The organism is Arsenophonus endosymbiont of Aphis craccivora (genome assembly GCF_013460135.1).
Lineage (GTDB): Bacteria > Pseudomonadota > Gammaproteobacteria > Enterobacterales > Enterobacteriaceae > Arsenophonus > Arsenophonus nilaparvatae.
Genome location: NZ_CP038155.1, coordinates 986,945 through 1,003,094 on the forward strand (window position 1 = coordinate 986,945; position 16,150 = coordinate 1,003,094).

Below are 16,150 nucleotides of genomic sequence, written 5' to 3' on the forward strand. Positions count from 1 at the left end.
CATTATCCAAGTTGACCATTTTTCAAATGTTTAACGCGTCGTTTGACTTCTTCTTGTTTACCGCTATTGAATGGTCTAGCATCGGGACTGCCAAGATAACCACAAACGCGACGAATAACCGAAACGCGGGTTGGATCATGATTGTCGCAAGATGGGCAGACGAATCCTTTACTGGTACAGGCAAATTCACCTGCAAAACCACATTCATAACACTCGTCAATTGGGGTATTGGTGCCATAATAGGGGATATGGTGGTAACTGTAATCCCAGACATCTTCTAATGCTTTTAAGTTATGCTGTAAGTTTGGATATTCACCGTAGCAGATAAAGCCGCCATTGGCTAAAGCTGGGTAAGGAGCTTCAAAATCAATTTTATCGTAGGGATTGACTTGTTTTTCGACATCCAGATGAAAACTATTGGTACAGTATCTTTTATCAGTAACCCCCTCAATTAAACCGAATTCAGCCACATCTAAGCGACAAAATCGGTCACATAAATTCTCACTGGGGGTACTATATAAGCTAAATCCATAGCCGGTTTCAGCTTTCCAGTGATCTGTCGCTGCACGTAGCTGCTTAATGATCTGATAGGATTTTTGTCGCAGAGTTTGATCATCAAAAACATGTTGTTGCGTACCATAAAGTGCATTGATTGTTTCATGCAGGCCGATATAACCTAAAGAGATCGATGCACGACCACGTTTAAATATTTCAGCAATATTGTCTTCTGCTTGTAAACGAACGCCACAAGCACCTTCCATATAAAGAATTGGGGCGACACGCGCTTTGACATTTTCCAGTCTGGCGATACGCGTCATCAGTGCTTTTTTGGTAATTGCCAATCTGTTCTCCAATATTTGGTAAAATCGTTGTTCGTCACCTTTGGCCTCAATTGCTATCCGGGGCAAGTTAATACTGATCACACCGAGATTATTACGTCCTTCATGAATAGCTTGACCTTGCTCTTCATAAACGCCCAAGAAACTGCGGCAACCCATCGGTGTTTTGAAAGAGCCGGTGACGTTTACCACCTTCTCGTAGTTAAGAATATCTGGATACATCCGTTTACTGGCACATTCAAGTGTAAGCTGTTTAATGTCGTAGTTGGGATCGCCATATTGGTGATTGACACCCTTACGGATAGCAAAAAATCATTTTGGAAATACCGCGGTTTTACGATTTTTACCTAATCCAGCTAAACGATTTTGTAAGATAGATTTTTGGATTAACCGTGACTCGTTTGAGGTTCCTAAGCCAAATCCAAAGGTAACAAAAGGTGTTTGGCCATTTGCAGTGTGAAGTGTATTGACTTCATATTCTAGTGATTGAAAAGCGTCATAACACTCTTTTTCTGTTCTGCTCTCAGCATAGGCAAATTGGTCGGCAATTTGCCATTCTTTGGCAATTTTTAAGTTTTTTTTATAGCTCGCCTGAACAAATGGAGCCAGCACTTCATCGATACGATTAATAGTAGTACCACCATAAATATGGCTGGCCACTTGGGCTATAATTTGTGCTGTGACGGCGGTGTCGGTTGAAATTGATTTTGGTGGCTCAATTTCAGCATTTCCCATTTTAAAACCTTTGGTTAACATGCCTTGCAAATCGATAAGCATACAGTTAAACATTGGAAAAATGGTGAGTAATCCAGATCATGATAGTGAATTTCACCACGTTCATGCGCCATAACGACATCACGCGGTAAAATATGTTGCTTAGCATAATTTTTAGCAAAAATACCTGCTAATAAATCGCGTTGAGTTGGAATAACCTTACTGTCCTTATTCGCATTCTCATTAAGTAACGAAACATTACTTTGCTCAATTAAGCCGCGAATTTCGTGAGTGAGACGGCTACGTTGTTCTCTGGCAATGTCCCGTTCATGGCGATATTAAATGTAATTTCTGGCCAGATCGTTATAAAGACCAGCCATCAGTTGATTTGCAACTGCATCTTGAATTTCATGAATATCAACGGTTTGGCGGTTGCCTAATTGTTGTTCGACGACTGAGGAGACAACTGCACAATATTGATCATCGCAAATCCCAGTGGCAGTGGCTGCACGCATGACGGCTTCTTGGATCCGATTTTTATCAAAAACGACCTGACAACCATCGCGTTTAATAACTACTGTTTTCACAATAGGCTCCTCCAATTATTATCCACAACTTAATCACAATTAATTAGGTAGCATTAAATTGTGGATAACTTGTCTATAAATTCTATATATAGTGCTTTTAAGTACATTAAAGTACAATATATAGTATCTGGAGGTTATTTAGCAGGGCTTTTATTGATCTAAAACAAAGAAGTTTGATGTTGTTTGCTTTTTAGCTAAATGTTAATAACAGCAGAGAGGTTTAAGTTGCTAATTATTTAAAAATCTTTATAGAAAAAGTTTCTATAAAGATTTGGTTAAGTAAATGGTTAAATCATAAGCGTTAGCTAAGTTTGATTAGGCATAATATCAAAGTTAGGGGTTTTTATTAACGAATAGCTATCGCTTCAATTTCAATACCAACATCTTTTGGTAAGCGAGCAACTTCGACGCAAGAACGAGCAGGATAAGGCGCATTATGTTGGTTAAAAAACGCTTCATAAGTGGCATTTACGCTCGCAAAATCATTCATATCTTTAACAAAAACGGTAGTTTTAACAATATTAGCCACACTGAGCCCCGCTTTTTCTACGATAGCCTGAATATTTTTCAGTGACTGTGTTGTTTGGGCAATTATGTCTTCAGCTATTTCACCGGTTTTCGGATCAATCGGAATTTGGCCGGATGTAATAAGCATGTTGCCAAGATCAATACCTTGCACATAAGGGCCGATAGCTGCTGGTGCATTTTCAGTTTTAATTTCGTATGACATAAGTTGTTATTTACCTTGTAGTCTAAAAGTTAATTATAAATTTACTACCACCACTATTCTAGTGGTCGACATGAATGAGAGGGTTATATAATACTGCATTACATATTATTAATTACCGCATGTCGATCAAAGGTTTTTTCACAATATTTGCATGTCAGAATGACTTCATTATGTCGCTGCTTAATGATAAAACTGCTACTGACCGGTTCATTATTGCTAATGCAGTTACTGTTAGGACAGATCAAAACTGCATCAATTTGCTCAGGTAAGGTAATTGATAGCTTTTTTTCCACTTTATAGTCTTTAATACAGTTAACCGTGGCATGGGGAGCATACATTGCCAGTTCGTTTGCTTGTTCAGGGGTGAGAAAGGTATTTTCAATTTTAATCAGATCTTTTTTACCTAAGTGATTAGAAGGTAGATTTAAACCTATGGTAATACGCTGATCAGTTTGCGTTAATTTAAACAACGAAAGTAATTTAAAACCCATTTGGGCAGGAATATGGTCGATAACGGTGCCACAGCTAATTGCTTCTACTTGTAATTTGTGGTTATTTGCCATAATTGAATGCCTCAGAAATTAATGGTTTTATTTAAGATCAGTGCTAGAAGTGCTTGTCGTGCATAAATACCATTACCGGCTTGCTGAAAATAGTAAGCATGTGATGTTTTATCAACATCTGTAGTAATTTCGTCCATGCGTGGTAGAGGATGTAAAACTTTCATGCCAGGTTTAGCGACAGCTAATTCATGGCTGTTTAAAATGAATTGGGCTTTAACATTGGCATATTCAGAAGGATCTAAACGTTCTTTTTGCACTCGAGTTATATAGAGAATGTCCAGTTTTGGCAAGACCGCCTCTATGTTGTCATGTAAACTATAAGTTACCCCTTTTTCTTCTAGCAGCTGAAGGATATGAGCTGGCATCGATAAAGCTTCAGGTGCAATAAAATAGAGATGATTATTATCAAACTTCGATAATGCTTGGGTTAATGAATGAACGGTTCGGCCATATTTTAGGTCACCAACCATCGCAATATGCAAATTATTTAAGCTGACTTGGCTCTCTTGAATGGTGAATAGATCGAGTAATGTCTGGGTAGGATGTTGGTTGGCACCATCACCGGCATTGATCACCGGAATTTTTCCTGAAAATTGAGCCGCTAAACGTGATGCACCCTCTTGTGGATGACGAATAACAATGGCATCAACATATTGACTAATAACCGATATCGTATCGGCCAAGGTTTCGCCTTTTTTACCTAACGAAGTATTATTACTGTCGGAAAAACCCACCACCGCAGCACCTAAGCGGTGAATGGCTGTTTCGAATGAAAAGCGTGTACGGGTGGAAGCTTCAAAGAAACAACTGGCAATCACTTTATGTTTTAGCAGATTCGGTTGGGGATGTTGTTTTAGTGATGTAGCAACTTCAAGTACAGTGAGTAGATCTTCACGCTTTAAATCATTAATCGAGATTATGTCTCGAAGATACAACGGATTAACCATCGTGTTGTTCCTCCTTTCTTTGTGCCATATCTAAGTATTGTTATGCCAAAAAAAAGCCCCTCATTGAGGGGCTTGAATAAATAGGGTCAATTGAGGAGGAAATGCAATAACTAAATAGCCCAATGGCAGCAATGCATATATTGATTCTTTTAAGCATTGGTTATGCATTTCTTCTCCCACAAAAATTTTGTGGCATTATACGCCGCTCTGTCAGTATAGCAAGTGATTACAGAAAGAAAATTGAAAAAATGGTTAAAAATATAATGCATTGAATTCAGAAAAATTTTTGCGCGGTAATAAAATAATTGTTACTGAACCTACTGAGGAATATTTTAGCAACATTAAACCTACAATTCTTAGCTGCCAATAATCAAATGGGTGGTCTATTTTTCGTTATCTGCTAATCGAAAATCAATTTTTTTGTTGATATTCACTTAAATAATCATACCAGAGTTGCTTTTTATTAAATAGAACTCGGTAACTTTACTTATTTTTTTATATTGAACTTATATTCAAATCATGATCATAAAAAATCCAAATCAATCTGAATATAAATTTCTTTGTTGTAATAGTAGCTCTCCTTCGTTGGCTATGGGAGAATGCAAAAGTTACTGTCATATTAATACAGAGGGCGCGCGACATGGTTAATAAAAAAGTACTAGGAGAGCAGCACGCAGATACCAGTTTGGATGTTGAAAATGTAGCGACGGATAGCAGTGATCCTAATGTGTTTTATGAAATAGAGCAGTACCTTTCAGCTGAAGAGTTGACGTCTTTTAAAAAAGCATTATCAGAACAGCAAATTTCCACAGAAAATTTGTTACTGGAGCAAAAAGCAGTTGCAGAGCAGCGAGCAGAGACGCATTCAATCATCGAAGAATTATTGGTAGATGGTAGTGATCCGAATGCTTTGTATGAAATAGAACATCACTTTTCGGCCAAAGACTTTAAGTTATTGGAAAAAGCGGCAATAGTGGCATTTAAATTGGGTTATGAAGTGCATGATGCTGAAGAGCTAGAAATTGAAGATGGTACAGTACTGATGTGTTGTGATGTCTATCGAGATAGCGCGCTTGATGCAGAATTAATTGATAAGCAAGTCGTACAATTGATGATGTTAACTGAGAAAATTGGCATTAACTACGATGGTTGGGGTACTTTCTTTGAAGATCCTAATTATGATGATGCGGAAGAAAAAGACGTTGAATCGAAGGCATTACACTAGAATCAAATTGTTAGAATAGAAAGGACAGGGATTATAAATCAGCTGATGATGCATATTGAGTTGAGTAAGTAGGGTGGTTAGAGTAAATTTGTCAGTTAACAACACTGCTACATAAAGTAGCAATGTTGTTTCTTATTTAAAGTGAGCTAATAGTTACTTTTTGATTAGTCAGTTTTTGTTTTGCTGCTAACTGTCCCGCCAGGCGCTCACGCTCTTTTTTAACAACAGCAGCAGGCGCTCGGCCGACAAAACTATCGTTAGCTAACTTGTTTTCAATCGCCTCTATCTCTTTGGTTAATTTATCCAGCTCTTTATCTAGCCGCGCTAGTTCGGTATCTTTATCGACTAAATCTGCCATTGGGATCAACACTTCTGCACCATCTATCAGTTTAGTTACAGCAAGTGGTGTTGGTTGCTGTTCATCCAAAATAGTAATAGAACTAAGGCGGGCCATTGCTTGAATAAAATTCAGATTTTCTGTAATACGCCGTTTGGTTGCATGATTAGCACCACGTAGTAGCAGATCTAATGGCTTACCGGGTGAGATATTCATTGCTGCCCGAATGTTACGTATGGCAATAATCAGTTCTTTGATCCATTCCAGATCATAACGCGCTTCTTCATCAACTTTGGCTGGTTCAAAGATTGGGAAAGGCTGTAACATAATAGTGTCTTGTTGGATGCCTTTAATTACTTTCACCCGTTGCCAAATCGTCTCGGTAATAAATGGAATAATAGGATGTGCCAGCCGTAATAGGCTTTCCAGTATTTCAATCAAGGTATAACGTTTGGCACGAATTTCTGTCTCATTTACTTTATGGATAGCCGGCTTAGACAGTTCTAAGTACCAATCGCAGAACTGGTTCCAGGTAAACTCATACAAAATATTGGCAGCGATATCAAAACGATAAGTATCCAATGCTTCACGATACAATTTTACCGTTTGGTTAAATTCTGCCATGATCCAGCGATCAGCCAGCGAAAAAGTCATTTCCCCACCATGCTGACCACAATCTAGACCTTCTGTATTCATCAGGACATAACGACTGGCATTCCAAAGTTTATTACAAAAATTGCGATAACCAGTAAGACGTTTCATATCCCAATTGATGTCTCGCCCGGTCGATGCTAATGCTGCAAGCGTAAAGCGTAAAGCGTCAGTACCATGCGCTTCGATGCCTTGCGGATATTCTTGACGGGTACGTTTAGCAATTTTTTCAGCTAATTGGGGTTGCATCATATTGCCAGTACGTTTTGTCAGTAAATCTTCCAGCGAGATACCATCGATCATATCCAATGGATCGATGACATTGCCTTTGGATTTTGACATTTTTTGCCCTTCTTCATCGCGGATCAGGCCTGTCATATAGACGGTTTTAAAAGGAATTTGCCCTTGGCCATTTTCATCTTTGATGAAATACATCGTCAGCATGATCATGCGTGCTATCCAGAAAAAGATAATATCAAAGCCACTAACCAACACATCCGTTGGATAGAAAGTTTTTAACGCCTCGCTATTTTCTGGCCAGCCTAATGTTGAAAAGGTCCACAGACCAGAAGAGAACCAGGTATCTAATACATCTTCATCTTGATGTAGGCTAATATCAGCGCTGAGGTTGTTATCTCGACGAACTTCCTCTTCGTTATGTCCGACATAGACGTTACCGTTTTTATCATACCAGGCGGGTATTCTATGTCCCCACCATAATTGGCGTGAAATACACCAATCTTGAATATCCTTCATCCAGGAAAAATACATATTCTCATACTGTTTAGGTACAAACTGAATACGGCAATCTTTTACCGCCGCAATGGCTTGCTCTGCTAATGTTAGGGTACGAACATACCATTGATCTGTCAGAATGGGTTCAATAACAACACCGCCACGATCGCCATAAGGGATGGTCAGTTGATGCGGCTTTACGGCAACTAATAATCCTAATTTTTCTAATTCGTTGACCATCGCTTTACGGGCAGCAAAACGTTCTATTCCCTGATAGTTTGCAGGGATTGTTGTGGTATAAATAGTGCTAGGGTTGCCTGCGTTGTCGAATACTTCAGCTTGTTGGCGGATATGGCCATTGAAATCGAAAATATTGATCATTGGCAACTGATGACGTTTTCCCACTTCATAGTCGTTAAAATCGTGTGCTGGTGTGATCTTCACACAGCCGGTGCCTTTTTCCATATCGGCGTGTTCATCACCGACGATAGGAATACGGCGATTAACCAATGGCAGTATAATTTGTTTGCCGATTAAATCCTTATAGCGCGGATCAGCGGGATTAACTGCAACACCCGTATCACCAAGCATGGTTTCTGGTCGAGTCGTGGCAACAACCAGATAATCTTGGCCTTCGGCAGTTTTTACCCCATCAGCAAGGGGATAACGTAAATGCCACATAAAACCGTTAACTTCTCGATTTTCAACTTCTAAATCGGAAATAGCGGTATGTAGCTTAGGATCCCAGTTAACTAATCGTTTGCCGCGATAAATAAGATCATCTTGATAGAGCAGAATAAATGCTTCTTTTACTGCTTTCGAGAGGCCTTCATCCATGGTAAAGCGTTCACGTTGCCAATCAACAGAGTCACCCAGTCGTCGCATTTGCTGAGAAATATTACCGCCAGACTCGGCTTTCCATTGCCAAATTTTTTCAATAAACGCTTCTCTGCCATAGTCATGACGAGTGTTATTCTCTTCTACATCAATTTTGCGCTCAACAACCATTTGAGTGGCGATCCCCGCGTGATCTGTGCCACTTTGCCATAGGGTATTTTTCCCTTGCATGCGCTGGTAGCGAATTAAGGTATCCATGATCGTTTGCTGAAAAGCATGCCCCATATGCAGGTTACCCGTGACATTAGGCGGCGGGATCACGATACAAAAACTCTCTTTGCTGTTATCACCGTGTGGTGCAAAATAGCCGTTTTTTTCCCAGTGTGCATATAAAGGTTGTTCAATTGCAGCTGGCTGATAAGTTTTTTCGAGTGATGGCTCAGACTGAGTTTGATTTGCGGGTTTCTTTTCCATCTTGCTTCGTTATTTATTAAGTGGTTGGAGGTGGTGCCATGATCAAATTAAAACCCATACTGCGATAAGTTTTGTATCGTTCACGTGCCAACTGTTTCAAATTTTCATCAATGGGTACAAAGTCTATCACTTCATGGAAGGCTGTGGCAAAGTTTGCAAATGTTGATTGTAGATTTATCAATATATATCTTGCTGAGCTACCACGTTTTGTTGGCCAACAAAGCTCAACCGGCGCGCCATAGCGAGGGCCCTCACCGGCTAAATTGTGTGGGACAAATTGATAAGGTTCTATTTGCCAAAGTATTTCATCCAATTTTTCGGCTTGTATTTGATCCTCACAAGCAATTAAAACACGTTTACCCATCCGCCAGTTTTCTGCTGCTAGCTGACAGGCTAACCATTCATGACTTTCAAGTTCTGCTTGTGAAGATAGCTGCGCTATTAAATAGAAAGTTGCTTTTTTCATCGCATTACTATTATAGAAAAAGGGTATTGCTTACAACACCCTATTATAAATTCACTGGTGCGATTATTCGTCACAGTTTATATAAGCACGATTTAACAGAAATTGAGCAAGTAAAGCCACCGGGCGGCCTGTTGCTCCTTTTGCTTGTCCTGATTGCCAAGCTGTTCCTGCAATATCTAAATGTGCCCAGTGATATTTAGTAGCAAAATGTTCCAGGAAACAGCCAGCGGTAATTGCACCACCCGAACGGCCGCCTATATTGGCAAGATCTGCAAAATTTGATTCTAACTGCTCAGAGAACTCTTCAGCCAGAGGCAGTCGCCATGCTTTATCGCCTGCTTGCTTAGCGGCATTCAGTAATTCATGTGCTAAGGGATTATGGTTTGACATTAATCCACTATAGTGATTACCAAGTGCAATAATACAGGCTCCGGTTAAAGTTGCAACATCAATTACCAAATCAGGATCAAAACGTTCTACATAAGTTAGTGTGTCACAAAGAACCAATCTTCCTTCCGCATCAGTATTAAGAACTTCTACTGTCTGCCCTGACATGGTGGTTAAAATATCACCAGGGCGATAAGCTTTACCGCTCGGCATGTTTTCACAGCCGGCCAACACTGCGGTGACGTTAATCGGCAGTTTTAGTTCAGCAACAAAGCGCATAACGCCATAAACAGTTGCGGCTCCACACATATCGTATTTCATTTCATCCATGCCATCGGATGGTTTAATAGAAATCCCACCAGAGTCAAAAGTTAATCCTTTACCGACCAACACAATCGGTTTAGCCGTTGGATCGTCACTTCCTTTATATTGCATGATCGACATTAGCGATTCGTTTTGTGAGCCTTGGCCTACGGCTAAATAGGCATTCATCGCCAGTTCTTTCATCTGTTCTTCGCCGATCACTTTGGTGGTAAGATTTTCATAATCATCGGCTAATTGACGTGCTTGTGAGGCTAAATAGGCTGCATTGCAAATATTGGGCGGCATGTTAGCCAGATCTTTGGTTGACTTTATACCCAGCGCGACAGCCAGGCCGTGTTGAATAGCGCGCTCGCCATTAGGTAAATCACGGCGTTTTGGAACATTGAAGACAATTTTACGTAATGGAGGTCGTGGCTCGCTCTTATTGCTTTTAAGTTGGTTAAATACATATAATGTTTCTTTTGCAGTTTCTACTGCCTGGCGAACTTTCCAATAATTATTGCTGCTTTTTACATGCAATTCAGTTAGAAAGCAGACGGCTTCCATTGAGCCGGTTTCATTCAAGGTATTAATTGTTTTTTGGATAATCTGTTTATATTGACGCTCATCGAGTTCACGTTCTTTTCCGCATCCAACTAACAGAATGCGTTCAGATAATATATTAGGAACATGGTGAAGTAATAGCATTTGGCCAACTTTACCTTCCAGTTCTCCGCGGCGTAGTAAGGCACTGATATAGCCGTCACTGATCGTATCCAGTTGTTCGGCTATAGGGGATAAGCGGCGAGGTTCAAATACCCCAACAATGATACAGGCGCTACGCTGTTTCTCTGGGCTACCGCTTTTTACACTAAACTCCATGCATTCTCCTGAATTTTAAAGACAAAGATTAATACTATCGCTAAAATTAACGAACAGTATAAATTTACCTTATGAAATAGCAGCTTTATGTTAAACTAACCGAATGGTTTACGGATAGTAATAGGTAACGATTAAGCATATTCTGTTTGGTGATCGAATAGTTAATGCTTCATTTATCATCATGATACATTGTAACCATTAAGAAAACCAAAATATTGTACGTAACTGTAACTATACGACGAAGTTAGCTATTTTGCTGCAAAAAAAAATTTTTTCACAGGTGTAATTAGTGTGATTATAATTCGATACTTAGTTAATGAAACGCTGAAAAGTCAAGTTGCAATACTTTTTATCCTGATTTTAATTTTTTTTAGTCAAAAAACAATCAATATATTAAGTTCAGCGGTTCAGGGAAATATTCCTTCCGATTTAGTTTTTCCTCTTCTGGGGCTTGGAATTCCTGAAATGGCACAATTGATTTTTCCATTAAGTCTGTTTCTTGGCCTGTTAATGACCTACAGCAAACTCTATATCGATAGTGAAATTACTGTCATGCATGCCTGTGGCTTAGGTAAACGGGTATTAGTGACAGCGGCTTTAATTTTGGCATTGTTTACCGCTCTGGTTGCGGCAATAAATGTAGCCTTGATGTTACCCTGGTCGGCAAAATATCAAGAGCAAGCATTAGCCGATGCGAAAGCCAATCCTGGTTTGGCCAGTATGGTTGAGGGACAATTTAAAACCACTAAGGATCAAAATATTGTTCTTTATATTAGTGATATAAAAGGCAAAAATTTTACTGATGTTTTTATGGCGCAATTACGCCCGATTAATAACCAACGTCCTTCCGTGGTGATTTCTGAAAGTGGACGTATCCGAGAGGATCAAAACGGTAATCAAATTGTGGTATTAGATAAGGGAACCCGCTATGAAGGTACAGCACTATTACGTGATTTTCGTATAACGGATTTGAAAGATTATCAGGCGGTAATCGATCATAAAGAAACCGCAGTTACAGACGATAAAATCGAGCAAAAGGATATGTTGCAATTGTGGCGTGCTACAGATGCTAAATCAAAATCAGAATTTCACTGGCGCTTAACATTAGTCGTTTCGGTACTTATTATGGCCTTGATGGTTGTGCCACTAAGTGAAGTTAATCCCAGACAGGGACGAGTCTTAAGTATGTTACCTGCGATGTTGCTTTATTTAATTTTCTTTTTATTACAAAGTACCCTGCACTCTAATGCTGAGAAAGGTGAAATTGATCCCAGAATAACAATGTGGCTGGTTAATGGGGCTTTTTTGCTATTAGCTATCATATTGAATATTTGGGATACCCTTTCGATGCGTCGAATACGTGCTAAGTTCTTTAAAGGAGTCGCCTGATGTTTGGTGTATTAGATAAATATATTGGGCGTACTATTCTCTCCTCAATCCTAATGACCCTTTTTATGTTGGTTTCATTATCGGGCATTATTAAATTTGTTGAGCAATTAAGAAAAGTCGGTGATGGTGACTATACCACCTGGAGTGCCGGAATTTTTACTTTATTAACCGTTCCGAGAGATATTGAAGTATTTTTTCCGATGGCAGCACTGTTAGGCGCATTACTTGGATTGGGAACCCTGGCAACCCGTAGTGAATTGGTAGTGATGCAGGCGGCTGGTTTTTCTCGCTTACAGGTTGCGATGTCAGTGATGAAGACCGCGATCCCTTTAGTAATTTTGACGATGGTTATTGGTGAATGGGTTACGCCTGCAGCAGAGCAGTGGGCAAGTAACTATCGGGCTGAAAAAATTGTCGGTCGATCGCTAATGGTGACAGATCGTGGATTATGGGCTAAAGATGGTAATAATTTTATTCATATTCAACGCGTTATCGATCAAAATGACATAAAAGAAATTTCCATCTACCAAATTGATGCGCAGAAAAAACTGCAAGCTGTCATTTTTGCCGCTTCAGGTCGCTATAATTCTGATACTCACCAGTGGCAATTGTCACAAGTAGATAAGTCATTGATTAATAATGAAAAAGAAATTACTGGTTCTCAGAGTTTATTGATGGATTGGAAAACCAACCTAAGCCCAGAAAAATTAGGGGTAGTTTCTCTGGAACCTGATTCGTTAGCAATCAGGGGCCTGTATAAATATGTTAAATATCTTAAGGAGAGTGGGCAAGAAGCATCAGTCTATCAACTAAGTATGTGGAAGAAAATTCTGTCACCACTTTCTGTTGCTGTTATGATGTTAATGGCACTATCATTTATTTTTGGCCCGCTGCGCAGTGTCGCAATGGGGGTAAGGGTATTGATCGGTATCTCAGGGGGATTTATTTTCTATCTGCTAAATGATGGCTTTGGTAACCTAAGTTTAGTCTATGGTGTTCCTCCTCTGATAGCAGCAATGTTACCTAGTGTATTATTTCTGGGATTTAGCATTTTATTATTAATGCGACGCCAATAATTAGTTTTGACAGCATGGTTAGGTATATTTTCAATGCACTACCATGCTGATAAAAAATTTATTTCTTATTATTTGGCTTAACCATGCATCAGGGCTTTCTAGCAGTTTTTTGACCAGATTTGCCGCAAAATCTTGTTTGGTTGGCTGGAAAGGATTGTTATTGTGATTTATGGTTAACGCGGCAGTTAAATCATTAACTACTTCGGTTAACCCACTAAATTTACTGACTTTTTTGCGTGAAATAACGGCAAATATACCAATACGTTGTTGTGGGATCATGGTCATATAGGTATTAAAACCACCACCGCCACCAGTTTTTTGATAGATACCGGGAATGCCATCGTGCGGATTCATATAAACCCATCCAAGGCCAATACCATCTGCATGGCCAGCGACGTCCATACCTTTAATGTCGGTAAGCATATCGCGAGCAAAATAGATCGCTTGTTCACGTTGAGCGGTTTGTTTACTTACTTGCGTATTGGTTGACAGAAATTGTTGCATCCATCTTTGCATATCAGCTGGCGTTGAATAAACCCCTCCACTACCGGCGGCAGATAAGGTACTAATACATGGACTGGATTTATAACCTACCATTAGGCGAGAACATTGATTGGTAGTTGGTGTAAAGGTGGTATCATACATTTCGGCTGGTAAGGTAATTTTTTCGGCAAATAATTGCTTATAAGATTTTCCTGCCGCTTTTGCCAGGGCATCGGCTAATAGATCATAAGCCAGATTAGAATAAGCAGCTTTGGTTCCTGGTAAGCATTTAATTTTTGCCTTTTTGAGCCATGTCCAACGGTTTGATTGGGTTGGCCAAACAAATACCGGCCGGCCGATTTTACCGCCAGGTTGCTCTCTTGGTAAACCACTGGTATGACTCGCTAGGTGATATAATCGAATAGGCTGTTTGCCATGATAAATAGGAATATGAGTACCGAAATAGCTGTAGTTTTGTAGGGGATCAGTAATACGTAATTTTTTATCCGCTTCTAATTTGATCATGACTTCACTGGTCATTAGTTTGGTTAATGAAGCAATGCGGATCAGTGAATTAGGGCCCGGCTTTTGTCGCGCTCCGGGCGCAGTTTCACCGTAATAGCGGGTCACTATCTGATCATTATCGATGACAACGATTGCCATCCCTTGTGGATTTGTTTCAGCAAAAATTTGGCTAGCAAAACGATCAACCAAATCAGTGGTTTTTTCTGTAGCGGGTTGATGACGATTAAGAATTTCTAGTGCTGTTGGTGAAATTGATGAAGCTTTGTTTCTGTTGTCGATGACGAGCAACCAGTGAGCGATAAAAATAGTGTCAAGGCTGAAAAGAATTTTAGGCAAAATAGTTGCATTCTTAATAAACCAGTATCAATAAATTTTTATAAACAATCGCCTGATAAATACTTAATTTTTCATTAACTACTTCATCAGCCAGCAGGAAAAAATAGATTATGCTATCGATGCTAAACGAATTATATAATATAACTCTCTAATTATAGAAAAATTGTGAATATAAGCTACAAAACTATTTTCTAATGTTTTATTGACAGCACAAAAATCTAATTCTTATAGTGGTTAATATTGAATCGATAAAAGAAAAGAGTAGCCATAACACACTACTCTTTATTATTTAATTGGAAGCTGGTAAGGGATTAACGTAAAAAACTTTTCGCACTATCTAACATAGCATTGATGGTACTGCTTAAAATTTTAACGAAGTTATCATAGTTAGCATTGGCGGCATTATAGCGTTGTGACATTTCATCTAGCATGGCTTGATAATCTTTTGTAGTGGTATCAATGGCGGTATTAATCAGATTGAAACGAGCCTGGGAGATCTCAAGATTATCTCTAGTTGGTTGTTGCAGATTTTTCACTATTTCTATAACACGTTCTAGTGGCTTGATATCAATTTTAATTTTAATTGTAATACCTTGGGTTAAACTATTGGCATTGATTTGATCCAAATTGGGTGCTTCAATTAAAGTGCCAGTAACTTTTTGTTCAAATGATTGGGGCGATAGCTTTGCATCAGTGCCAATGCTTGTGCTTCGGTGTAACGCACATCGCTGTCATCGCCAACTTTTTGATAATCTCCATCCGCATGTTGAATAAATTTAATTTCTTGTTGATAGATGATCCCGTCGGGCTCTTGCGATAATTTAGTTTTCAATTGTTGGAAATCATCCAATATTTTTTGCTGTTTAAGAGTGATAAAGTTATCTTTTGAGCTTTCGTTAACATAGTTACTGACTTCGGAAAGTAAGCCACTAATTTCCTGGAATTTTTCCATACTATTTTTAAACACATCGCGGCTTTGTTGAATAAATCAGAATTAGCCGCCAGGATGGCTCCCTCTGCTACACCTGTTATCCGATCCTGACGCTGTGTGGCATACCCAACAACGTCATAAGGTTCAGCGCTTTGACCATCGCCATTGCTTCACCTACCTGAGCCTCATAGTCACGCAGGCTCAGATGGCCACCCAGTAAAGTTTTTAAGAAGAGAGCCTCACTATATTTCTTAAAATATCTTTAAAATCTCTCTATTTTTTGTAATCAAGTTCAAAAAAGAGATTTTTAAGAAAAAAATAAGAAACTATTAAAGAAAAAAATGTTATTTTATTTCTAATAACAAGTTCTAGTTCGAAATACATGTCAGAACTATCTGTTATTTATACCACTAAGACAGCAATATATTTAATAGAAAAAGGATTAAAAATGATTTCACAGAAATCTGATTGGCATCCTGCGGATATTATTGCAGCGCTAAGAAAACGCGGAACAACATTAGCAGCTATATCAAGACAAGCAGGTTTAAGCTCTTCAACACTAGCCAATGCATTATCTCGGCCCTGGCCAAAAGGAGAATGGATAATTGCGAACTTTTTAAACCTTCATCCTTCTGAAATATGGCCAAGCCGTTATTACGATTTCAATACAGGAGAATTAGTAGAACGAAATATTCGTCGGCCTACTAATAAAAATAACGAATAAATTATAAAA

13 protein-coding genes and 2 pseudogenes are annotated in these 16,150 nt (G+C 39.0%); 4 read left to right on the forward strand and 11 right to left on the reverse strand.

Annotated features, from left to right (window positions below; genetic code table 11):
* Window positions 1–2 precede the first annotated feature (2 nt).
* The 4 genes and pseudogenes from nrdD to pyrB all read right to left on the reverse strand — a co-directional run bounded on the left by nrdD (window position 3) and on the right by pyrB (window position 4,380).
* Window positions 3–2,140 (reverse strand): annotated as a pseudogene (gene nrdD / locus E3U36_RS05270) (anaerobic ribonucleoside-triphosphate reductase).
* Window positions 2,141–2,486: 346 nt separating this feature from the next.
* The gene (locus tag E3U36_RS05275) at window positions 2,487–2,870 is read right to left on the reverse strand and encodes a RidA family protein (protein WP_180817336.1); all 384 of its coding nucleotides are present in this window, start codon (window positions 2,868–2,870) and stop codon (window positions 2,487–2,489) included.
* Window positions 2,871–2,968: 98 nt separating this feature from the next.
* The gene (gene pyrI, locus E3U36_RS05280; protein WP_180817337.1) at window positions 2,969–3,433 is read right to left on the reverse strand and encodes an aspartate carbamoyltransferase regulatory subunit; all 465 of its coding nucleotides are present in this window, start codon (window positions 3,431–3,433) and stop codon (window positions 2,969–2,971) included.
* Between the two features lie 11 nt (window positions 3,434–3,444).
* Window positions 3,445–4,380, reverse strand: a complete 936-nt coding sequence (gene pyrB / locus E3U36_RS05285) for an aspartate carbamoyltransferase (protein ID WP_180817338.1) — start codon at window positions 4,378–4,380, stop codon at window positions 3,445–3,447.
* 802 nt (window positions 4,381–5,182) lie between these two features.
* Between pyrB and rraB the strand changes: the two genes are divergently transcribed.
* Window positions 5,183–5,605 (forward strand): ribonuclease E inhibitor RraB, encoded by a 423-nt coding sequence (gene rraB, locus E3U36_RS05295; protein ID WP_439647290.1) that lies wholly within the window; start codon window positions 5,183–5,185, stop codon window positions 5,603–5,605.
* A 136-nt stretch (window positions 5,606–5,741) separates the two neighbouring features.
* On the opposite strand, the gene E3U36_RS05300 is transcribed toward rraB, so the two are convergent.
* From E3U36_RS05300 to pepA, 3 genes are all read right to left on the reverse strand, one after another.
* Window positions 5,742–8,639: a valine--tRNA ligase gene (locus E3U36_RS05300; protein WP_180817341.1), complete on the reverse strand. Its 2,898-nt coding sequence runs from the start codon at window positions 8,637–8,639 to the stop codon at window positions 5,742–5,744.
* A 16-nt stretch (window positions 8,640–8,655) separates the two neighbouring features.
* Complete coding sequence (locus E3U36_RS05305; RefSeq protein ID WP_180817342.1) at window positions 8,656–9,105, reverse strand: DNA polymerase III subunit chi; 450 nt, start codon at window positions 9,103–9,105, stop codon at window positions 8,656–8,658.
* Window positions 9,106–9,168: 63 nt separating this feature from the next.
* Window positions 9,169–10,677 (reverse strand): leucyl aminopeptidase, encoded by a 1,509-nt coding sequence (gene pepA / locus E3U36_RS05310; RefSeq protein WP_180817343.1) that lies wholly within the window; start codon window positions 10,675–10,677, stop codon window positions 9,169–9,171.
* 291 nt (window positions 10,678–10,968) lie between these two features.
* Here pepA and lptF point away from each other — a divergent pair, with 291 nt between their 5' ends.
* Together lptF and lptG are read left to right on the forward strand one after the other, a co-directional pair.
* Entirely contained in the window at window positions 10,969–12,066 is a 1,098-nt protein-coding gene (lptF, locus tag E3U36_RS05315) for an LPS export ABC transporter permease LptF (RefSeq protein WP_180817344.1), read from the forward strand.
* Window positions 12,066–13,142, forward strand: coding sequence for an LPS export ABC transporter permease LptG (lptG, locus tag E3U36_RS05320; protein ID WP_180817345.1), 1,077 nt, complete (start codon window positions 12,066–12,068; stop codon window positions 13,140–13,142). The genes lptF and lptG overlap by 1 nt, the downstream gene beginning before the upstream one ends.
* Before the next feature lie 30 nt (window positions 13,143–13,172).
* Here lptG and ampH read toward each other — a convergent pair whose 3' ends face one another.
* From ampH to E3U36_RS05340, 4 genes and pseudogenes are all read right to left on the reverse strand, one after another.
* On the reverse strand, window positions 13,173–14,486 hold the full coding sequence (ampH, locus tag E3U36_RS05325) for a D-alanyl-D-alanine-carboxypeptidase/endopeptidase AmpH (protein WP_238337524.1): 1,314 nt from the start codon (window positions 14,484–14,486) through the stop codon (window positions 13,173–13,175).
* Between the two features lie 311 nt (window positions 14,487–14,797).
* Entirely contained in the window at window positions 14,798–15,112 is a 315-nt protein-coding gene (locus E3U36_RS05330; protein ID WP_180817346.1) for an IpaD/SipD/SspD family type III secretion system needle tip protein, read from the reverse strand.
* A 14-nt stretch (window positions 15,113–15,126) separates the two neighbouring features.
* A complete protein-coding gene (locus E3U36_RS05335; protein WP_180817347.1) occupies window positions 15,127–15,453 on the reverse strand; it encodes a hypothetical protein in 327 nt (108 codons plus the stop codon).
* A 61-nt stretch (window positions 15,454–15,514) separates the two neighbouring features.
* Window positions 15,515–15,643, reverse strand: a pseudogene (locus E3U36_RS05340) (IS5/IS1182 family transposase); the annotation flags it as partial.
* A gap of 222 nt (window positions 15,644–15,865) precedes the next feature.
* Here E3U36_RS05340 and E3U36_RS05345 point away from each other — a divergent pair.
* Window positions 15,866–16,141: a helix-turn-helix domain-containing protein gene (locus tag E3U36_RS05345; protein WP_180817548.1), complete on the forward strand. Its 276-nt coding sequence runs from the start codon at window positions 15,866–15,868 to the stop codon at window positions 16,139–16,141.
* Window positions 16,142–16,150: the final 9 nt, after the last annotated feature.